This window comes from Mucilaginibacter sp. P25 (assembly GCF_050859465.1).
Classification (GTDB): domain Bacteria; phylum Bacteroidota; class Bacteroidia; order Sphingobacteriales; family Sphingobacteriaceae; genus Mucilaginibacter; species Mucilaginibacter gossypii.
In genome coordinates this window covers 3,398,065-3,420,729 of record NZ_CP193937.1, presented here as the reverse complement: position 1 = coordinate 3,420,729, position 22,665 = coordinate 3,398,065, and the positions used below count along the sequence as shown (strand labels likewise).

The window sequence follows — 22,665 nt, the reverse complement described above, 5'->3', positions numbered from 1 at the left end:
TTCCGCTCTGTATAGCTACGGGATTGCCGCGTCGCACCCAGGCTCATTTCCCTTTCTGCTCCTCGCAATGACATAATTTTATATAAGAAGAGCCCGAAAACTTCTCAGTTTTCGGGCTCTTTTATCCCTTCGCACTATCCATCAGGCCGAATCTAATCGACCTTCAATTTATTAATATTTCAAGGTCGATCCGTTCCTTATCTCATCTGATGCTGCTTTTACCAGCTTATCATCAGGTTTCAGGTCGCCACCGAAGATTTCGATGCTATCGCCATTGCTCAGGCCTTTTTTAACATCAACCCAAACGGCTTTATGATCAACCACTTTTATCACAAAAACCTTTTCGGTTGAAGTTGCTACAGCTGTTTTAGGCACCACGTAAGTACTATCGCCGGCAGGCAATGGTACACTTACTTCGGCAAACATGTGGGGAAGCAGCTTTTTGTCTTTATTGTAAACGTCCATCTCCAGGCGCTCGGCACGCAATTTTTCATCAAGCGCGCCGGCTATGCGCTTTACCTGGGCGGTAAACTTTTGGCTTGGCAAGGCTCTAACAGTAAAGTTAACTTCACTTTTGCTGCTTAATGCACCTGTGTAAATTTCGGGCACTGATACAACTAAACGTAAACGACCCTGATCCTGAACGGTAAACAGCGGATCGGTACTTTTACCACCCGGACCAACATAAGCCCCCAGGTTAACATTACGACTGGTGATCACACCGTCAAACGGGGCGCGGATCTCAAGGTAAGCCAAATTAGCTGATACTTCTTTTAAGCCGGATTTAGCGGCGTCAATATTAGCCTCATCAGCATTCTTTTTAGCTTCAGCCTGCTCCAGGTCGTTTTGAGAAACGGTACCCGGGGTTTTGCTGGTGCTTACCAGCCTGTCATAAGTAGCTTTGCTGGCAAAGTAAACCGCTTCAAATTGTTTGATGCGAGATTGCGCCGCAGCCAATTGCGAGTTAATTTCCGGCGCTTCAAGCACAGCCAATAACTGGCCCTGCTTAACTTCTGAACCGATATCAACCAAAAGCTTTTTAACATAGCTGTTGGTTTTGGCATACAGGTCAACTTGTTGGTAAGGGATCAGCTCACCAGGTATGGTGATGTTGCTGCTTAACCTGCCTTTGGTTACCGGCACAATTTGTACAGTGGGCGTTTCAACAGCTTCCTGTTGCTCCTGCTCTTCCTGTTGTTCTTTCTTTTCTTTATCATCCGAGTGGCAGGCACTCAATGAGCCTATTGCCATTGCTAAAACGGCAAACAGCAATATCGATTTATTTTTTAGCTTATTCATGGTGGTGCAAAGGGACATAAAATTTACTTTCTTTATCTTCCGGGTCTAATGAAACAGATTGAGTTGTGGCATTACCTTGTACCCAGGCAAAAACCAATGGTAATATCAGGAGCGCTGCAAAAGTTGAAGCGATAAGTCCGCCAATAACAGCGCGACCTAATGGTGATGTTTGATCACCACCTTCACCTAAGCCGGAAGCCATCGGGATCATACCTACAATCATGGCCAAACTGGTCATCAGGATAGGACGAAGACGTAACGCTACAGCTTCACGGGCCGACTTCAGTGCATCGCCGTTGTGTTTACGCAACTCTTCGGCATTGGTAATCAGTAGCACTGCGTTGGAAATAGATACACCCACCGACATAATCATACCCATGTATGATTGAAGGTTAAGCGTAGCGCCGGTGATTTTTACCAGCAGCAATGAACCAAACAAAACAGCCGGCACAGTTGATAATACCACCATCGACATTTTGAACGACTGGAAGTTTGCAGCCAGCATCAAGAATATCACCAATACGGCTACCAATAAGCCCGATTGTAAGCTATTAAGCGTATCGGTAAGGGTTTGGCTCATGCCATGCATCTCAACTGTTAAACCGCGCGGTGGTTTGCCTAATTCGTCAATGGCTTTCTGCACATCATTGGTTGCAGTACCCAAATCCTTTTTGTTGATGTTTGCCGTTACCGATAATGTTGGCACTGCACCTACGTTATCGTTTTCACCGAAGGTTGTACCAGTTTTAACATCGGCCACATCTCCCAAAACAGGGCGTGCCTGATTTGCCAGTACCGGAATCTCCTTCACATCGTTTAGGCTGGCCATTTGATACTCCGGCACCTGTACCTGCACAAGGTAGCTCAAGTTTGATTTTTCATCAATCCAGTTGTTCTTTTCTGTAAATCTTGATGATGAAGTTGATGCCACAAGCGAACGAGAAATATCATTTAAACCTACCCCAAGCTGTGCGGCCCGTTGCCTGTCGATATTAATATCGATAGTTGGATAATTGAACGACTGGCCTATCTGCACATCGCGCAGGTATTTGATATCTTTCAGTTTATTGATAACCTTAAAGGCATACTCAACATTTTGCTTTTTGTTTTTACCGGTGATGGCTACTTCAATAGGAGTTGGCGAACCCTGGCTCAGGATCTTATCAGTCAATTCAATCGGCTCAAATGATAATTTAACGTTGGGTAGCTGTTTTGCCATCTCATGCCTGAACTTTTCCTTCAGGTCATCAAGATTAACCTTATAATCCTCCGTTAAACTCACCTGCATCACAGACTCCTGCGGACCAGCCATAAACAGATAGATAGGGTTGGTTGAGAATGATGAAGGGTGCGAACCAACAAATGTCGAAGTTATAGCTATGTGGTTTTTACCCACAATATCGCCCAATATGTGTTGCGCCTTAACAGCTATTAGTTCTGTACGCTCTAAACGGGTACCATCAGCAGCCCGCAAACGTACCTGGAAGGTACCTGAGTTTACCTTAGGCAATACGTCACGGCCTATGATATTGAATAACAGGAAAGCAAGGCCAAAGGCAACGATTACATAAACCGTTACCAGTATCTTGCGGTTAGGCAGCATGCGGTCCATCAGGCGCATAAAGCTATCCCTGAATTTGTCAAAGCGGGTTACCTCGTCGCCTGTATGTTCAAGGGCAGCCTTCATGGCTTTTTCTTTTTGTTCCCATGGCTCACCTTCATCCTCCAGTGCAAACCCATCTTTATGGCTGTGGTCTTCATGTTTGTTTACCATGATCCAGTTGGCCATGATTGGTACAAAGGTTTGCGCCAGGAAGTAAGATACGATCATCGAGAAACCGATAGCCAGCGCCAGCGGCAGGAACAATGCTCCCGGAATCCCGTTCATGGTAAATGCAGGTGCAAACACCGCCAGGATACAGAACAGGATCAGCAATTTAGGGAACGCGATCTCCTTACAGGCATCCCAGATAGCCAAAGCTTTCGGCTTGCCCATGTCAAAATGCTGGTGAATATTCTCAATTGTCACCGTCGACTCATCCACCAAAATACCTATTGCCAGCGAAAGCCCGCTAAGCGTCATGATATTGATGGTTTGGTGTGCCAGCGACAGGAAGAATATAGCCGAGATAATACAGGTGGGGATAGTAAGGATCACGATAAGCGCTCCGCGTTTATCACCTAAAAACAGCAATACCATAAGCCCGGTAAGTACCGCCCCTATCGCGCCCTCTTCGGCCAAACTTTTTACAGCGTTAATCACATAAACCGACTGGTCAAACACGAACGACAGCTTCACATCATCGGGTAGTAAGGCCTGGAATTTTGGCAATGCTTTTTTCAGGTTTTGCACTACTTCCCAGGTTGAGGCCGTGGCCGATTTGGTGATTGGCAAGTAAACCGAACGCTTACCATTAATAAGTGCATAGCCGTTGGTGATATCGGCGCCATCTTCTATAGTGGCAACATCCTTCATAAATACGGTTTGAATCCCATTTTTATAAAGCGGGATATCTCCAAAATCCGGGATTTTCTTTATGGTGGTGTTTGAAGGTGCAAGGTAGTTGTAATCGCCTACACGCACGTTACCTGCAGGGGTGTTCTGGTTATTCTCGCGCAGGGCAGCCACGATCTGGTCGGGTGTTAAATTGTGCGAGCGCAACAGGTTTGGATCGACTTTAATCAGGATAGTACGTTGGTTACCACCAAAAGGTGCAGGCGCAACAAGGCCCGGGATGGAGGTAAATGACGAACGCACGTAAACCAATGCATAATCCAGCAATTCGTTATTGCTACGAGTGGCGCTGCTCAACACCAACTGACCAACCGGCAGCGTTGAGGCATCAAAGCGCAAAATAAAGGGCGGCTGCGACCCCTGCGGGAAGCTGGCCTGGGCGCGGTTGGTGTAACTCGTGACCTCCGCCGCGGCCTGGGCCATATTAGTACCCTCGTAAAAAGTAACTTTTATTAACGTTAAGCCTTGTATGTTTTTTATTTCGATGCTTTTTACACCCGATACAAAAAGCAACAGGTTAACATATTGCTTACCAAAGTAAGCCTCCATTTGGTTTGGGGTGAAACCGCCGTATGGGTGCGATACATATATAACCGGCAGGTTCAGATCGGGAAATATATCGATCTTGATAGTCCGTACCGCATTTATACCGAAGAAGAACAGCCCGGCTACTATAACCAATATGGTAATTGGTTTTTGCAGCGCCCCTTTTATCATTCCCATTGTATATGTGTGTAACTGTTAAAAATTATTGATGAATATCCCGAAATCGCCTGTAGCTGCTGATTTGAACAGCAGTGCCTGCCATACGTTATTCAATGCTATATATTTGTCAACCTCGGCCCGGTTAAGGGTATAAAGCGCCTGTGTAAAATCAACTATGTTTGATAGTCCGTTTTTATACAGTGTATATTTTTGAATGTAAGCGTTATTAGCGGCCGAAACTTCAACCGGTACTTCGTTTACATTTTTAAGAGCGTTGCCTATGCGTGTTTCGGCAAGGCTGCGCTGTGCTTCCAGTTGCTTATCAACCAATTCGTAATCGTTTTTCAATTGCGCTGAGGTAAACTTTTGCGACTGTACCTGATAGTGGGTCCTGAAAACGCTGGTAAAATTCCATATCATACCTATTCCAAACAGGTAGTTGTAACGGGTTGGGTCAACACCTGCGCCGTAGCTGCCGGTGTAGCTATCCTGGTTAGTGCCGTAGTCCGGCTTAAAGCCTGAGCCCCTGCCCTGGTAAACACCAAAAAGGCTAAAGGTTGGCAAGGCGAAAGTGCGAAGGTATTTAGCCTGTTGATCGCTCACGTTTACCCTGTTTTGATAGAACTTCAAAGTTGGGTGATCGGTTGCGGCAACAGCGCTCAAAGTCTCCAGGTTATTGGGCTGTCTGGTAATGAAAGCACTATCCAATTGAAATTCCTGGGCGGGAATTCCTAAATAAATAGATAGCTGATTACTTTGATCCTGTACCGTTTGCTGCGAATTGGTAAGCGCGATCTTGGCGTTAGATACTTCGGCGTTGGCCAAGGATGAATCCACACCCGGATTTAAGCCGTTCTTTACGCGGGCTACGACTACTTTTTGCAATTCCATAGCACGGTTAAGGTTATCCTGCTGCGCCTTGGCAAGCTGTTGTGCAGCAAGTAGATTTAAATACGTGGCTGCAACGCGTACCTGGTGCTGAAATTGCTCCTGTGCAAGATCAGTTTCATCGCGCGATACGATGGTTTTTTGTACGCCGATCCTTTGTTTCGATCTGCCGAAGGCGAAAAAGTCCCAGCTAACGTTAGTTAAATACAGAGCGCCGAATGCAGCGTTCCAGTTCTGTTTGGCCAAAGCTGGCCCCGATGAGGACACCGACAGGCCACGATAACCATACGAGGGTCCGTTTTGGCCGTTCACTGTTCCGTAGTCCTGCTGCGCGGAGAAATTTACATCCGGCAGATACTCCGTTTTTGTTTCTTTGAGATATGCCTTAGAGGCGTTAAGCTGGTTTGCCTTCGACTTAATAGAAGCATAGTTAGCAAGGGCCATTTGTTCAGCATCCTTAATGGAAAGGACTTTTTGCTGAGCTTGTACGTGTAAGACATATGAAACACTCAAAAAAAACAGGAGTAATTTTTTTGAAGTTGTGTTTAACATGAGGTGTATTTTATACACAGCAAATGTATATCTATATGATTCATGAAAAAAATGAATTAATTTTGTGTAAATCATTAGCAAAACTAATAATGAATATTGCATTACATCATTTCAGGTTAGTTGATACCATTTCAAAAGAGGGTTCGCTGACCAAAGCAGCAAGTGCTTTACATCTAACCCAATCGGCCCTGAGCCACCAGTTAAAAGAACTGGAAAAAGAACTGGACATAGAGGTGTTCCATCGCCAGGGAAAGAAGCTTCAGCTAACCGAAGTGGGCTATCGTTTCCTACGAAGTTCGGAAAAAATATTGGCCGAAATACGCACCCTTGAAGAAGATATTAACAACTATAAAAATGGCAAAACCGGTAAGCTTAATATTAGTATGCAATGCTATACTGCATACCATTGGTTACCCGGCGTAATTAAAGATTTCAAAAGCCAATGGCCTGATATTAACATAAATATAGTTTCAGATGCTAGTCGCCGACCACTTGAATACCTCATGCGGGGCGACCTTGACCTGGGTATTGTGCGCACCCAAATGGTGAATACTCAGATAGTGTATGAACCCATTTTTGAAGACCGCCTGATATGTATTTTACCGGCCGATCATCCCCTGGCAAAAAAGGCCGTTATTGACATCTGCGACTTCCAGGATCAGGAGTTAATCCTGGCTCTTTATGACCCCTCATACCAGGAAACTCCGGTCATCGAAACACTCATCCAAGAACAGCATGTAAAGCCCAAAACATTGAGTCGCATCCACTACACAGATGCCACTATTGAGATGGTAAACGCGGGCCTCGGAATAAGCGTTATGGCCGACTGGATTGTGAAGCCGTACCTGCCCGGTAAACACATTGTTACAAAACCGTTGCACCACAGTATTGCAAAACGCACGTGGTATGCCGCTACCTGTAAGGATACACCGGCAATTCAGAACTTTTTGAGCTGCCTTAAGAACCATTTCTGCAAAACTGAGTTATTGTGCAATGATGTTGAAGAGGTTGCTGCTTACCCCGAACTACGTGCGATATAGCCTGCTGCTATTTTCGCTATTTATACTAAACGGCCTTCATGCACAGGTTGCATTAAGGCCGTTTCCGCAACATAGCCGGTATACTGCCGGTACAATAAAACCCAATCACATCAATCAGCAACAGCTTGATAGACAGGTAACCTCTTTTTACGATCAATGGAAACACAGGTACATTAAACCCGGCTGCGATAAAAATCAATTTTATGTTTGGTTTGAAAAGCCAGGTAAAGAATGCGTATCCGAAGGGCAAGGCTATGGCATGGTGATTACCGCACTGATGGCCGGGTACGATAAGCAGGCAAAAACCGTTTATGATGGTTTATATCAATATTATAAAACCCATCCAGCCAAAGCATCTCCTTATTTAATGGCCTGGGCCCAGCTAAAGAACTGTAAAAACCACGACCGGGATGCCGCCACCGACGGCGATATAGATATAGCATACTCCCTTCTGTTAGCTGATAAGCAATGGGGAAGCAGAGGCCATATCAACTACCTGCAGGAAGCCAGGAACGCTATGGCGGCAATTATGCACTACGAAATCAATCCTAAAACGTTTTCTGTTTTATTAAGCGATGGCAGCGACGGAGATAGCGAAGATTATTATGATATGCGCTCATCTGATTTTATGCCTGCCAATTTCAAAGCATTTGAAAGCGCCTCAAAAACCGGTAAATGGCAAAAAGCTATTGATAAAAACTATCGCTTATTTAACTATCTGCAAAAAAACTACAGCCCGGGCGCAGGCCTGGTGCCCGATTTTATCAGAGGAATAAAGACTAAAGCCCGGCCTGCTCAGCCCAACTACATGGAATCAAAGTATGATGGTTATTATAATTACAATGCATGTAGGGTACCGTGGCGCATAGCTACCGATTATTTATTATATGGCGATAAACGCGCTAAAGGCTTTGTTAGTCCAATAAATCAATGGATCACGCAAACTACTGATGGCAATCCGGATAATATTTCGGCAGGATATACGCTTGAAGGTAATGATATTAAAGGCAGATACTTCGAAGCTTTAAGTTTTATAGCGCCATTTACGGTATCGGCCATGGTTGACAAAAGTAATCAGCAGTGGCTTAATAAAGTCTGGGATTATCTAATAGCCTTTAAACTGAATGATTATGATTATTACGATAATACTATCAAAATGTTGGATATGATTATTGTGAGTGGAAATTACTGGAAGGGACAATAGCATCTACAATCATGTCATTGACATTTTTTTATTCATAGTCCAACAACATCTCCGCAGCCCTCAACCCACTCGTCAAAGCCGCCTCAACAGTTCCCATTGCCGTTCCTTCATACAGATACTCGCCTGCAAAAATAAGGTATCGCCAATAGGATGGCTCAGGATCTTTCGTGCTTCGGCTGTTTCTATGGTATCATAGCTATATGAACCTCTCGAAAACGGATCGACAGTCCAGTTGATTACATTCCAGGTAAGGAGTTTTTCTTTCAGTTTCGCGATATCTATCTTAAAAATATTGGAGATGGAGCCGAGTGCTTCTATCAAAACATCCTCGTCGCTGGTATTTATACGGGCGGCAGCAGGTGGTCCACCAAGCCAACCGGTAAGCAGCGGGCGATGTACCGGCATTTGGGTCCACCAAACGGGGATTGCTTTATTTGAAAACAGAAAGCCCATATCTTCGAGATCGGCACCGGTCATTTGCCGGGTTTCATCACTATACCAAAATGCTTCGTCAAACTCAAGTAACACCTTGATCACCGCTCCAAAGCCAAGCGATTTTAAGGCATTGATATAATAATCAACCGGGGGGTCAAAACTCAGTGTAGCCTTCAACCCGACCTCAGCCTGTAAAATTCCGAGCGGTACGGCAATCAATAGCTGCCGGGCCTGGTAGGTTATCCCAATATCAGTGCTTACTGTAACATGATGTTGGCCCCAGTCAATATCTTTTGCAACGGCATTAAGATAAATATGCCCACCTGCCTGTTTAAACTCATTTGCCAAATAGCTGATTAACGTACAGTAACCTCCTTCTACACGATACTGCGCATCCTCATGCTCATTTTGCCACTCTTTACGGATAGAAAAGGCACTGGCTTTTTTAGGATCGGCATTATCATATCCCGATACATAGCCCCGCACCGATTCCCGGAGCCCTCCATATCGTTCGCCCGAAAACTCCTGCTGCATGAACGCTTCAATGCTCATATCATGCTTCAGTTGCATGATGCTTTCCAGAAATTCGTCCCAATGCTCAATAACGTGCCCTTCGGCTATAAACTTTCCATCCTCATATTTCCACATAGAGGCGGAGGCATGGGTATATTTAATGTCAGCTTCATTAAGCAAGCTTTGGGTTATGGGCAAATCGCCATGAATAAACTCAGCACCCAGTTCAGCAGGCTCTAATGATGTGCCATGCTCTAGTGTGTGAATGCGACCGCCAAGCCGGTTTCGGCCTTCAAGCAGCACAACATTTTTACCTGCTTTGGCAAGCGTACGGGCGGCCATCAAACCCGCGGCTCCCCCTCCTATGATAATTACATCTGTATTTTCCATATGTAAAATGCGTTGAGCAAGATAAGCAGATTTTCAAAACAGAACCTGTATGGTAAGTCATTCTTAAACAAAATTTAACTTAAAAAAAGTTAAAAGCTGAATGCACAAAGCTTAAAGCTTACGGTTTTGTTATTAATATTATAGCAAAAAAGGCGCGAAGCCGCTAAGAAAAAACTTTGCGTCTTCGCGCCTTTGCGAACATATTAAGTTTTAAAAATTTCAGGGCAATGTTATCACCTGCTTATCCAGATTCCAGCCTTCGAGTAATACGGTTGATTTTGCCGCGCCTAATTTGGCTACCGGGGCGCTTACCGATACTATAATCCTTTCATGTGGTGCCAAGCTAAAGTAATTACCAGTCCAATAACTTGGCATAACCTCCTCGCCGTTTTTCATCAATTGCGGGCGGACAAAGAATGCCAGTTGATTGGAGTTATTGGTAAACTGCATAGTCCACTTATTTTCGCTTAATCCTTTTTCAGCTTTGATCACTTTTCCCTGTACCTGTGCATGTTTCATATCGTTCAATGACTTAAAGTCATCAGTGGCCGATAGCCAGTAAACATTATGTGATACGGTTTTACCTGCCGCATTAGTCAGGTTCAACACTACAAAACTTACGCCTTTGGTAGCGGCAAGTGCATCTTTGAGCTGAATCACTTCCTTAACACCAGTTTGCGCCAATCCTACATTGCCAACCTTTTCTGATTTAATCAGCTTACTGTTGATATCATAAATATCGGCCGTAGCAGTTAAGCTTCCGGTGGCATGGTGTGTACGGTTGATGATTGCTATTGATGAATTATCATAATTATACTGGATGTGGATAGGCTCGCAGGCATTTTGCATAGTATAGTAGCCGGCATTAGGTTCAAGGTACCAGTCGTAAATTTGCCATATTACACTTGGTAAAGCCGCATTTAACTTCCAGAGCATTACGCCGCCGGTTTCGTTCAGTTTATGGCCATCAGCTTCAAAAATACCCTGGTAACCTAAGGCGTTCATGAGCTGCATCTTGTCCGAAAAATTAACGATACTACTTGGCTTGCCATACCTTTTGGTCATTTCTTCATAATACTTATCATATTTACCGGCTCCGGTTGCCGCGTCATGGTAGCCCCATGAATTATTAAGCGGAAAAGGCAAGTTGGTATCCCAAACCAAATTAGGGATGATCTTCGGCAGAGTTGTATATGGTGGTTGTGACGGTAGGCCGGTTTCGTCTTTAAACACCCAGTCTTTAGCAGCATCGGCCAGTTTATAATAGTCTTTGGGGTCTTTCCATTCATAAGGGCCACCACTATAAACGCCCGACGGCATATCATCAGGCCACGAACCCTTCCAGCCTTCCGGCAGTTTGGCAAAGCCCGACAGAACTTGGAATGAAGGGACGTGTACCATCTAAAGTGATAATATCATTACGCATTATATCATATAGCTCTTTACGGGCATGGCCTTCGTTGCCACCTGTCCATACCAATAAGCTTGGATGGTTGCGGATGCGGTAGATGGTACTTTCTACGTTTTTGATGAATACGTTACCCTCCAGCGGCCAATCAGGCGAACCTTTAAATTCACCCTGGGTATCGCCGGTAATCCAAAAGTCTGACCATACCATCTGCCCGTATTTATCGGCAGCATTCCAGAAAGCATCCGGCTCGGTAACACCACCTCCCCAGATACGTACCAGGTTTACGTTGGCGTTACGGCACAGGTGCATCTCATAATCGTAACGGGCCGAATCGCGGTTCACCATCATATCCGGTACCCAGGCGCCACCTACCAAATGCACTTCCTTCCCATTAACATAAAACTTACGGCGCACAAAACCATTGGCTGTAGTTTCGGCTTTTGAAGCCACCTTGCGGATGCCAAAAACAAAAGTGGTATCGTCACTTACAGTATTCCCTTCAGCATACTGCATACGGATCCGGTACAGGTTTGCCTTACCGTAACCGTTTGGCCACCATAATTTAGGCTGATGGATTATCAGCTGGCTAATCTTATCAGCGTTTAACTCAACCGCTTTTTCGGCACCAGCAAGTACAACGACTGGCTGACTAAACTGAACCGGTGCGCCTGCAAAATTTTCGGGCTTTATGCTGACGGTTAGTTTACCGCCATGTGTTGCAGTTGTATTATTGGTTAATGTCAGGTTTAATGAAAGCTTGGCTGTACCGGTATCAGGCAGGCTTGGCAAATCCGTAATCAGCTTTGGCCTGCCGATAGTTACCGCGCCACTTGTGCGTAAAAACACTGGCTGCCAGATCCCCATATTACGGTCGCGCACGGGCGGGATCCAATCCCATCCTGATGAACAAAGCATAGTTACGTTTTTGCCGATATCACCCGTTGGGCCGCCATTTTCATAAAACGGGCCGAGGGCTTTCAACTGCTCCTTTGCAGGATATCCCGGATAATCAAGCGGGTAAATTTTCACGGCGAGGGCATTTTCAGCCCCAGCTTTAATTATATTGCTTACATCAAGGTTATGTTCAGCAAACATACCAGCCATCTGGGTACTGTCGGCAATTTGCTTGCCGTTAAGCCATACAGCTGCCCGGTAGTTAATACCTTTAAAGATCAATTGAAAACGACGGCCTTTATCTGCAGCCGGCACTTTAAAGGTAGTGCGGTACCAATAAGGCTTTTTCCATGGGTTAGGGTCATTAGGCAGATGACTATATTGTTCCAGGTTATATTCTTTATTAAACTGATCGGAGGCATCGGGGATCAGCATATTATTAAGACCCTGGTATGGATCTGGATAGATGTGATTGGCCACCAGTCCGGTAAGTACTGTTGATGGTACTTTTACGGGAAACCAATACACCGGCGAGTGGTATTGTGTATTGGAAAGTTCAGTGCCTGTTGCATTTACCAAGGCCGATGATTGCAAATCGAAATTGCTTAATTTAACTTGTTTTACAACTCCTGATTGTGCCAAAACAAAGGCAGGTAAAATACAGGCAGCTATAACACCTAAAGCTGAGCAGATACTTTTGTTCATTTAGTATATCAATAAATAAGTATGGTAAAACTACTTAACATACAACCAGATACAGCGGTACTTATTTATCAATTTGTTGTACAAATGATACGTTTTGGGGCTTTAGTAATCAATTTACCAGTTTCTTATCAAGACAACCTCTGTCCTTATTAAAACGGTTAATGAAACCCTACTTTTTAATCGTTTTATTCTGCAGTACAATAATCGGCTCGTACATGTCCCAATTAGGTTTATAATCCTTTTGGTTCATGAGGCCCTGGGCCCCTACCGAAAAATTGCCCAAAACCAGATCAGTATCGCCATCGCCATCAATATCACCGGCTTCCATCGAAATCCAACGACCTAATAAATTAACGGGAACCTCGTGTACTTCAAACTTGCCCGGGCTAACCTGCTCGTGATAGGTAAAACCTTCGGTAGGATGATATTTATAATCAGGAAAGAAAGCTATTACAGCAAGATCAAGATCTCCGTCCTTATCAAAATCGGCGGCTATTGCTTTGGAGCAGCCGTTGATATGGTAAAAGTAGGTTTGTATAAATTTCCAGTTGCCTTGATTGGTAAATATATAAACTCCATGATAGGGCTTAAATATAGGCGAGTAATCATTGTTATCTCCGCAGGTGTAAACTATATCAAGTTTACCATCGTGGTTAACATCCATCAACTGGAAACTGCTCGACCCGTAAACCGATGGAAAACGTATGATATTTTGGGTAGTAAATCCTCCCTTTTTATCGTTCAGAAACAGCCAGATCCCTTCATCGGCCTGGGCAAACAGGCAGGCAATATCAGGCCAGCCATCGCCGTTAAAATCGCCGGTACAAACTATTTCAGGACCAGGAACTGCACGGATGATCTTTCTTTTGAATGTATGATTAGTTTGTTGCTGTAATAGGAACAAACCACCCCGGTCGCGGCCAAAACCGCAACTAATATAATCCATCAGGCCATCTTTGTTAAAGTCGGCCGCCGCACTTTTAACCGGGCGTGGCAGACTATCGGCCATTAGGGTGGTATCTTTTGATTTTTTGTCGAGATTAATATGTGTTAAGGTTCCTTTGAGTTGATCATTAGGCGGAAGGATCCCGATGCAGGTAACTACGGCGCTGTTAGGTTCGGTTGCCGACTGATAAAAGGTAGCATCGGTTATTGGCGAATGGAATTTTTTGACCAGGGTAGCTGTAAGATCACTACTCCAGCGGTAAAGCTTATTGCCGGCATCTCCTGTATAAAAGTGCTTATCAACGTCATTAAACTTAATCATGGTGGTCATGGCCTCCCCAGATGTAGTATCAACATTAGCAGGCCTTTTCACCGAAAATATAGCCGAATCGAGCAGGGCATCCGGTTTAGGAATTTTTAGTTTTTTGGGCGAGGCGTACCTATAGTAAACAACAATCTTTGTCCAATCGGCAAGAGAGAGCTCGGCCCCTGGACCGGCTATATACTGGTCCATAAAAGGGCGCATGCCAAGTTTTGCTCCCATGGCTGGTAATATGTGCTTGTCCCAGGTGGCACTATCCAGTACAGAAGCATCGGGCGGTTCATGACAGCTGCCGCAATGTTTGAACGCCGTTTTTTTAGCGTCGGCCAAAAGCTCTTCGTCGCTCGGTTCATTATCGCCGCAACTATTCAATGCGGCAATAACAACAGCTGCGAATATTATAATCAGCAACAATACGTTTCGTTTTATTATGCTCACCCCTCCTGCTTTACTCATACAGTTCGGTATCGCTTTACTTTTTGGTGTGATTTTCAAGCATTATCAATGGCAGGTGCTGGTCCCAATTAGGTTTAAAACCATCCTGGAACATAAAACCATCTGCATAATTACCTAATACAATGTCGGGTTTGCCGTCCTTGTTCAGGTCGGTCATTTCCATACACATCCAATGGCCAAGGTTACTAATCGGCAAAGCATGAGGTTTAAAATCTAAAGGTTTAGCCTGTTCAAAGTAAACAAACTCTTCGGCAGGCGTATTTTTCATATCGGCAAAGAAAGCTATCGTAGCAATATCGATATCTCCATCACCGTCAAAATCGGTGGCAATGGCTTTAGTACAACCATTTATAGGGTAAAACCAGCGTTGTTTAAAGTTCCAGTCGCCCGTGTTGGTAAAAATGTATAAGCCGTGGTAAGGTTTCAGGATCCTCGAATCACGGTAGTTGTAGCCGCAGGTTAGTACCAGATCAAGTTTGCCGTCATGATCCATATCAACCAATTGAAAACTGCTTGAACCATAAACCGGCGGAAAATGCAGCAGGTTCCGGGTTGTAAATCCTCCTTTTTGATCATTCAACAACAACCAAAGGCCTTCATCGCCGCTTCCGGTTAACAGCATTACATCTGTCCAGCCATCGTTGTTAAAATCGCCGGCTAAAGCTTGTGCAGCGCCCGGCTTGTCATAAATGGTTTGTTGCTCATACGTATGATCCTTATTTTGCTTAAGCAGGTAAACACCTCCTTTAAACTTGCCCTGACCGCAAACTACAACATCCTGCAAACCGTCCTTGTTAAAATCGCCTGTTATTGTGCCAACAGGCCGGGGCAAATCAGATGCAATATAAGTTTGTTCGTTGTTAACGTGCTGCGCATCAAGGTTTACTTTAACTACTTTGCCATTCGGAAAATCAACTGGTGCCATACGCCCAATACAGGCGAAAAAGCCTATATTATTCCCGGCACTATCTTTGTCAAAACTAACCCCAACCGCGGCTGATGGAAATTTGGCGAGGGAGTCCATTTTTAAATTACCGTCCCAGGCATACAATTTTTCATCCACGGCGTCGGCACTGTACATACGCCCTGTAGTTACATTGGCAGCAAGCATAGTAGTAAAAGCGGTATAACCTACCCGTGCAGGCTTTCTAAGTGTAAAACCAGCCCAATCATTTATTAATGGGATTGGTTTTTTAGCCGGCATCAATGTATCGGGTGCAGCTTTTTTATAATATTCCAAAATGGCTGTCCATTCGGCAATAGTAGCGCCGGTAGTATCAAGCGGATCATTTTTATAGTACGATGAACCTCCATATGTTGAAATGTGCAGTAACGGCGCCATATTCACCAGTGTATGGTTAAGCCACACATCTTTCGGTAATGCATCAACAGGCACTAACGAGTGGCAGCGGGTACACTTTAATTGTACCAGTTTTTTACCATCAACTATCACATCGCCGGTAAACTTATAAGGTTGATATGCCGGTTTACGCTTGCAGCTATTAATGAGCGTTAAACCAGCTAATATTGCAGAAAATGAAAAAAGGTATGATATGGTTAATAAGCTTTTTTTAAAATTCATAAAATAGCTCAGCCCTTAATTTTTAAGTTTTAATTTTTTCCAAATGTATTCGCCTACCTGTTTTCCTTGTACAGCGCCCTGATTAACGCTGTTGAGGAAGTGGATACCGCCGTAAAACCTGCTTATTGAAGTTTCGTCGGCAGCTTTCAAAAATGAATCGAAATGGCGCTGCATACCTATATAACGCAGGTCGCTGGTATCCTGATAGGCAAAATTATCTCCAAATAAATGAGTAAGCACCACTGCAGATGCACCGCTGATATCGCTGTGGCCGCTCGGATACTCAGGAAATGGTGGTGTTTGCAGCATTGGCAGCCAGTCGTGGTCAATTTTATCATTGATAATGGTTACCGGTCTTATATAATTAGTTTCATATTTAACCTGCCAGCCGCAAATAAAAGCATCAAACAAAGCTATTGAGGTAAGCGCATAAGCCTGCGCAGTTTTTACAACATCGGCATGGGTTTGCTTGCAGGCAATTGCGGTTATGCCGATCCAGTGACCACCAGGGGTGATTTTTTTGTTGGCAAACATCATGTGGCCATTATGCTCAATAACAAAAGGATTATCGTCCCAAAACTTTGCAATAGTTTTTTGCTCTGGCGTAATGTTTTTGCTTTGGTTATACACCTCCATTGTTTGTCTAAAATACTCGCTGTTTTTATCCTCACTAAAAGCAGGTGGCGGCGGCAAAGGAAACATGGTTGAGGTGTCAACTGCGAAAGTATGCATAGTACCCCAGCAAAACTCAACACCATCCAGGTAATCGGGAGGAGTGGGATGCCAGTTACCCGGATTATCGTTCCCTAAAAACCTTGGCTTGCCACGGGTTTGCGGATAATTATCAACTGCTGCTCTTTTTAATATGTACTTGCCAATTTTTTCGCCAAATGCCATTGAGCGGGCATAGGTTGAATCATCCATGTTGTCTTTATACATGGCGTAAACCTTGGCCTCATATTTTTTGAGCGAATCGATAGAGAAGGTAACCTTATGAGCTACTGCAAAAAACGCTGATGTAGCCGCAAGCGTATAATTATACTTTACCCCTGCCTTTGGTTCGGGAGGTTTACCAAAGCCCCACAGCTGAGCTGTAATTGAATTGTATCCGGGATTAGAATAACGTATTGCCTCATAAGCAGCCAGCGAGGTATATCCATAAATACGGCTTGCTACGGGAGGGCTGAACACATCATAAATAATAACCTGCGTAAGCTGATCAATGTTGTTATGTATAACATCAGCATCTTTCATCATCGGTGTTTTTTTAGGCTTACTACCGCAACCTAAAACAAGGGCACAACCCGCAACGGCTATAAATATTTTAAAGCATCTCATTTATAATAGTTTATTTAATTGGTACATTACGTTGATGGCCATAACTATCGGTTACAGTTATCGATGCCATGTTATCATCAATATTAATGAATCTGCCCGATTGCGACAAGAAAGAATTACCATTATAAAACTCCTGTTTAGCAGTTTTACCATTTTTGTATTTTATGGTTGCAAATGCATCAAGCGGCTCCAGATTATAGGTTTTAACTGGCCGTTTCAGCTCAAACAATTTCATACTGTCACGATTTTGAGTAGCTGCCAACAGGTAGTTACCACGGGCTCCTTTAAGCTTCACCAAAGCCTTGCCATCGCCCGGAATATAAATACCGCTTTGCATAATGCTGAGCGGTTTAAAGCCTCCCTTGCCATCTCCCTTTAGTAATAAACCATTAAAAGCATCGTAACGGCCGGTTGCAACCTCAGTGCCGTAGTCATTGCCGTTAAGTGCAACATCAAGGTTGCCATCTCCATCAAAATCATCAATAGTAATGCCGCATAGTTCAGACATTTGCGCTTCAACCGGCAGCGGAATAGCCGTAAACTTCCCTCCCCCGTCATTGCGTAAGTATACCGATTGCAGGTAATTCACTTTTAAACGCAATGCCCCCTCACGCATTTTTGGGGTTATCACCGAATCCATTGTCGCTGTTGCAAATGACCTATAATTCTGGAATCTGATACGCATGCTGATCATTTGCTTCACAATATCGTCGCGCCCGAAAGCCGGAAATTCCTGCAATTGGCCCTGCTGATCTTTCAGAAAAACAGAAGGGAAAGCATCGTAGCTGCCATTCTTATCAAAATCTTTGGCAGTAATATAAATCGGGTATTGATCGGTTGCTTTATAAAAAGTATTGAGACCGGTATTGCCTACAATGTAATCTGTATCGCCGTCGTGGTCAAAATCGCCGGAGGCAATTGTATTCCACCAACCAAGCTTATTTTCAACTCCGGTGCTTTGCGTTACATTTTTGTATATGCCACGATCGTTTTTAAGGAATGTGATCGGCATCCATTCGCCGGTAAGAATCAGGTCGGGCCATCCGTCATTATTAAAATCGGTAAAGGTGGCGTCGCAAACCAGGCCTATATTATTCAGCTCTTTTGCCGATGATGAGGATACGTCGGTAAATTTGATAACGCCGTTCTTGCTATCGTTACGCAAAATAAAACTTGAAACCGGCTTAGGATAGTTCCAGGGATCCACACGGCCGGATATAAACAAGTCCATTTTGCCATCGCGGTTTACATCAGCTGCTTTTACACACAGTTTGCTGGTAAAGTTTTTAGGCAGGGCATCGGGTTGCAGTTTGAAGTTGCCTTTACCATCGTTAACATAAAGCCTGTCCTGGTAATTTGATGAACCGGGCTCGCTTTCATAACCGCCGCTGGCAACGTACAGATCAAGGTCGCCATCGCCGTCGGCATCAAAAAGCAGCATGCCTTCGTCCTTCACTCTTACAGGGGATATCATATGTGCCATATCGTTGGGATTTCCAACCGGGACTATAGTTTTAGGCTGAGGCACTAAATCGCGCTGAATAAATTTGCCATTGGCCTGCTGCAATAGTAATTGAGCGGGATACATTGTAGTACCCCCAACCACCATATCGTCCAAACCATTGCCATCTACATCGCCAACCGCTATGGCCGGCGTATATTCCGACAGTTTATGCGGAAGCAGTTTCTGAACATTAAAATCGATATAATCCTGATCATTATGTTTATAGGTTATTCCTGCCGATTGAGTGACCTCTTTGAACAATGCGGTATTATCAACAGAGGGCTGTTTATTGGTATAATCAAGCTTCGCATCGCTAATTTTAACCTGGAGTGTTTGATTAGTTTTAACATGGGTAAGCACCTGTTTTTTATCGTTATCCCAGCGGATAACTACCGAATCGAGCAGAGATATGTTACCCAGGCCAAAGTGGGCAATATCCTGTATAGTTGATAAATAACCACGGTAAGGTGTATTTTCATAATATTGATGTTTGCCGTGATCGTAATAAATATCGGCAAAAGCACCAAGACCGTTCAGGTTTTTGGGGCCGCCATGAAATTGTATGTGGAAGTAGTTACTACTGTTTATAGCGCTTTTACGGGAAGTATTTTTGTAGATGAATGCCTCATCATTAATATTGTTAATAACCATATCCATGGTGCCGTCGTTATCCAGATCGGCATAGGCACATCCGTTTGAAAACGAAGGAGCACCAAGCCCCCAGCTTTGGGTTACATCTTCAAACTGCACACCATTGGTATTGCGGAAAGCATAGTTGGGTATTTTCACAATCGGGATTTGGTCAAGCACCTGTTGGGTTGACGCTACCGAATAGGCCATTTGCCTGAAAGTTATAAAATCATGATCGGTTACATCGCGCGGATAGCCATTGGTTATTACAATATCGCGATACCCGTCATTATCAAAATCGGTTATCATGGGTCCCCAGCTCCAGTCTGTTTGTCCAACACCACTTAAAAAAGCCACATCGCTAAATGAGGGGTCGCCAATAGAATCATTACCGCCAATTCGCGGGCCGTTGTTTAATTGTAAAGTATTACGGGTGTATTGATATTGATATTGATACCTGTCGAAATTTTGAAATATCTGGTAATTGTTGGGCGGCATGAACATCTTTTTACGGTAGTTATCCTCGGGGTTCATGTCGACCTCGAAAACATCGGCAAGACCATCGTTGTTTACATCCTCAATATCCTGCCCCATGGAGCTGAAGGCGGTGTGCTTAAAATACTCCTTCACTTTATCTGTAAAAGTGCCGTCGCCGTTATTGATGTATAAAATGTTATCGGTTAAAAAATCGTTGGTTACGTAAATGTCTTTCCAGCCATCTCGGTTAATATCTACAATGGTGGCAGCATGTCCATAGCCTTCGGTCCCAATGCCTGCCTGTTTGGATACGTTGGTATAAACCGGGTGTTTTAGCGCCGGATCCCAATCGCAGCGGTAAAGCTGCCCGGTACTCCGGTGACTTCCATTAGTTATTATCGGCCTGAAAGTACTTTGATTATCGCCGGCAACAGCCTCATTAACGGTAAGGTACATATCCAGGTCACCATCGTTATCATAATCAAAAAACGATGCCATAGTTGAGTGGAGCCTTACATTAAGACCATACTCCTTGGCCATTTCTTTAAAGTGCGGTATACCATCTTTACCCACTCCCTGGTTTACATAAAGCAGGTTAGTTCGCTTAACCGCATCATCAAGTAAAGTATAACATATATAAAGATCCATAAGGCCATCGTTGTTAATATCAACAACAGCCACTCCCCGGCCCCATCCGCCGCTGCCGCCAACCCCCGCAGTTGAAGTAACATCATCAAACTTCATATCACCTTTGTTAAGGTAAAGTTTGTTTGATGTGGTATTGGCAACAAAGTAGATATCCTGCAAGCCATCATTATTAAAATCGCCTATGCCCACACCGCCGCCATTGTACAGATTAAGTTTGGTAAGCGGGTTTATGGCATCATTTTCAACAATTTTATTATTGAAGGTAATACCCGAGTGCGAAGAAGGAACCTGTTCAAAAAGTGTAGCTTTTTTACAGGCACTAAGTAAAACGGCAACCAGGTATATAAGGGCAAGGGTATACTTCATTATTGGTTAGTAAACTATAAAAAAAGGTGGAGATAATTATCTCCACCTAAAGTTAAATATTTAAAATCAATGGTTAATTAATAACCAGGGTTTTGTTTAAGTTTTGAGGCCCCTTTTGAACCAGAAAGGTCGATCTCGCTTTGAGGTATAGCGTAATATTCGTTTTTACCTTTAGTAAAGTGAGCACCGTTCAGCTGTGAGTTAACGTTAATATCGTATGCGAAGAAAGCGTTGATTTCATCAGCCATGCTGCCTGTACCTTGATCCCAGCGTTGTAAATCGAAGAAACGCTGACCTTCCATCGCCAATTCAAGTTTACGCTCGAAATGGATAGCTGTACGGGCATAAGTTTTATTGGCAAATGCACCGGCAGGATATGGTTTAACCAAATAATTATCAGCAGGGGTTGTCTTTGTAGTATACTCCGATTTTGACGGATCGTATGCTGAATTTTTATATACCCACCAAACAGGATTTGCAGCACGGTTACGAACCATATTTACATATTCTAAAGCCTTATCAGTACTTCCAACTTCTACTTCAGCTTCTGCAGCCATCAGTAAGACATCGCTCCAACGCATTAAGTTAATGTTGTTTGAGGTAACCTCATTGGCTGCCCAGTAGTTTTCAGTACTTGAATTAGTACCTTTTTCGGCAGATGAATAAACGTTTTTACGTGGATTGAAAACACCATCTGTAGGGTCACGGATCCAACTTGCCGGAGGATTGCCCCAGTCAAGATAAGGAATGTTAGGACGCCCCATGGTGATATCAATACGAGGATCTAAAGTACCAGTGTAAGGATCAGTTTTACCGCTTACTTTTTTACCCGAATTGAAAGTGGTAAACAATGGTAAGCCGTCACCATCTGTTTTAAATGAGTTACCTAATGATTGCGATGGGTTGAAGAAACCGCAGCAAGCACCAGGCCCACTGTTGTAAGGGAAGTTCAACTCATCGCCGGTGTTACCGTTGTTACCGCCTGAGTTATCATTAACTGATGATTGTGCAGCAAATACCGATTCTACACTGTTTTTTTGACCAGCCTGAGGGCTAAAGTTCTTCTGCATGTTATCGTTCAATGCAAAGTGGTCGCCGCTTGGTTTGGTACCATTAGGTATAAGGTTATCATATAACGCTTTAGCTTCGGCAAATTTGTGTTGAAACATTTTTGCTTTGGCGAGATATGCCATAGCTATCCATTTGTTCGCGCGGCCTTTTTGCGATTGAAGGGCAGGAATATTATCTATACCTGCCTGTAAGTCAGCTTCTATATTCGGCCAGATATCCTTATCATTAGGCTGGTTGGCATCTGTTTGCGTTTCGTCAATGTAAGGGATCATGTTGTACATTTTCTTAAGTTCCATGTAGTAATATCCTCTTAAGAAACGAGCTTCACCGGTAATCCTTTTTACATCATCGGCACTGATATCTTTTGCTAACGGAAGTGTGCGCAAAACGTCATTAGCCCGGCTAACACCGTTAAAACAAAGTCGGTATTTGTCTCTGATGTACGGATTCGAGGTAGAATAAGTAAAATTACCTACCGGCAAGATATCGTTACCACCATCCGATGGCTCTGAACCTTTATAGGCATCACCAGCAGTAACACTACCAAATAACCAGTTTGAACCGGCTGCGTTTATACCGCCGCCATTACCACCTACACCGTCCAACAGTGAATAAGTACCAATTAGTAAGCTTTCAACACCAGTTTTGTTAGCAACGATGTTCGGGCTTAAGCTTTGCAGGATGGGCCTGTTTAGCATATCCTTACGGCACGCATACACCAGGCACACCAACAGCGACGCTATTGGTATGATCAGTTTTATTTGAATTTTTTCAT

The 22,665-nt window shown here is 43.9% G+C and carries 13 protein-coding genes; 2 read left to right on the top strand and 11 right to left on the bottom strand.

The annotated features are described in order from the left end of the window. Positions 1-171: 171 nt before the first annotated feature. The 3 genes from ACRQ5D_RS17220 to ACRQ5D_RS17210 are packed head-to-tail and all read right to left on the bottom strand — an operon-like array spanning position 172 to position 5,920. Positions 172-1,299, bottom strand: a complete 1,128-nt coding sequence (locus ACRQ5D_RS17220; protein WP_091163065.1) for an efflux RND transporter periplasmic adaptor subunit — start codon at positions 1,297-1,299, stop codon at positions 172-174. After that, positions 1,292-4,537 carry an efflux RND transporter permease subunit gene (locus tag ACRQ5D_RS17215; protein WP_432329668.1) on the bottom strand — a complete coding sequence of 1,082 codons (3,246 nt, stop codon included), beginning with the start codon at positions 4,535-4,537 and terminating at the stop codon, positions 1,292-1,294. Before ACRQ5D_RS17215 ends, ACRQ5D_RS17220 begins: the two co-directional genes overlap by 8 nt. An 18-nt stretch (positions 4,538-4,555) precedes the next feature. Further along, positions 4,556-5,920 (bottom strand): TolC family protein, encoded by a 1,365-nt coding sequence (locus ACRQ5D_RS17210; RefSeq protein ID WP_431200066.1) that lies wholly within the window; start codon positions 5,918-5,920, stop codon positions 4,556-4,558. 128 nt (positions 5,921-6,048) lie between these two features. Here ACRQ5D_RS17210 and ACRQ5D_RS17205 point away from each other — a divergent pair, with 128 nt between their 5' ends. Both ACRQ5D_RS17205 and ACRQ5D_RS17200 read left to right on the top strand, forming a co-directional pair. Then, positions 6,049-6,999, top strand: a complete 951-nt coding sequence (locus tag ACRQ5D_RS17205; RefSeq protein ID WP_176844368.1) for a LysR family transcriptional regulator — start codon at positions 6,049-6,051, stop codon at positions 6,997-6,999. Next, positions 6,953-8,203, top strand: coding sequence for a glycosyl hydrolase family 8 (locus ACRQ5D_RS17200; RefSeq protein ID WP_432329665.1), 1,251 nt, complete (start codon positions 6,953-6,955; stop codon positions 8,201-8,203). The genes ACRQ5D_RS17205 and ACRQ5D_RS17200 overlap by 47 nt, the downstream gene beginning before the upstream one ends. 72 nt (positions 8,204-8,275) lie before the next feature. On the opposite strand, the gene ACRQ5D_RS17195 is transcribed toward ACRQ5D_RS17200, so the two are convergent. From ACRQ5D_RS17195 to ACRQ5D_RS17160, 8 genes are all read right to left on the bottom strand, one after another. Then, a complete protein-coding gene (locus tag ACRQ5D_RS17195) occupies positions 8,276-9,550 on the bottom strand; it encodes a flavin monoamine oxidase family protein (protein ID WP_432329798.1) in 1,275 nt (424 codons plus the stop codon). Between the two features lie 210 nt (positions 9,551-9,760). Next, on the bottom strand, positions 9,761-10,942 hold the full coding sequence (locus ACRQ5D_RS17190) for a hypothetical protein (protein WP_432329663.1): 1,182 nt from the start codon (positions 10,940-10,942) through the stop codon (positions 9,761-9,763). Further along, on the bottom strand, positions 10,866-12,551 hold the full coding sequence (locus ACRQ5D_RS17185) for a glycoside hydrolase family 2 protein (RefSeq protein WP_432329661.1): 1,686 nt from the start codon (positions 12,549-12,551) through the stop codon (positions 10,866-10,868). Before ACRQ5D_RS17185 ends, ACRQ5D_RS17190 begins: the two co-directional genes overlap by 77 nt. Positions 12,552-12,720: 169 nt before the next feature. After that, positions 12,721-14,274 carry an FG-GAP repeat domain-containing protein gene (locus tag ACRQ5D_RS17180; RefSeq protein ID WP_091163505.1) on the bottom strand — a complete coding sequence of 518 codons (1,554 nt, stop codon included), beginning with the start codon at positions 14,272-14,274 and terminating at the stop codon, positions 12,721-12,723. 16 nt (positions 14,275-14,290) lie between these two features. Beyond that, on the bottom strand, positions 14,291-15,856 hold the full coding sequence (locus ACRQ5D_RS17175) for an FG-GAP repeat domain-containing protein (protein WP_432329659.1): 1,566 nt from the start codon (positions 15,854-15,856) through the stop codon (positions 14,291-14,293). 15 nt (positions 15,857-15,871) lie between these two features. Next, positions 15,872-17,194: a vanadium-dependent haloperoxidase gene (locus tag ACRQ5D_RS17170; protein ID WP_091163058.1), complete on the bottom strand. Its 1,323-nt coding sequence runs from the start codon at positions 17,192-17,194 to the stop codon at positions 15,872-15,874. Between the two features lie 10 nt (positions 17,195-17,204). After that, the gene (locus tag ACRQ5D_RS17165; protein ID WP_091163057.1) at positions 17,205-20,819 is read right to left on the bottom strand and encodes a VCBS repeat-containing protein; all 3,615 of its coding nucleotides are present in this window, start codon (positions 20,817-20,819) and stop codon (positions 17,205-17,207) included. Between the two features lie 77 nt (positions 20,820-20,896). Next, on the bottom strand, positions 20,897-22,588 hold the full coding sequence (locus ACRQ5D_RS17160) for a RagB/SusD family nutrient uptake outer membrane protein (RefSeq protein ID WP_431200060.1): 1,692 nt from the start codon (positions 22,586-22,588) through the stop codon (positions 20,897-20,899). Between the last annotated feature and the right edge of the window lie 77 nt (positions 22,589-22,665).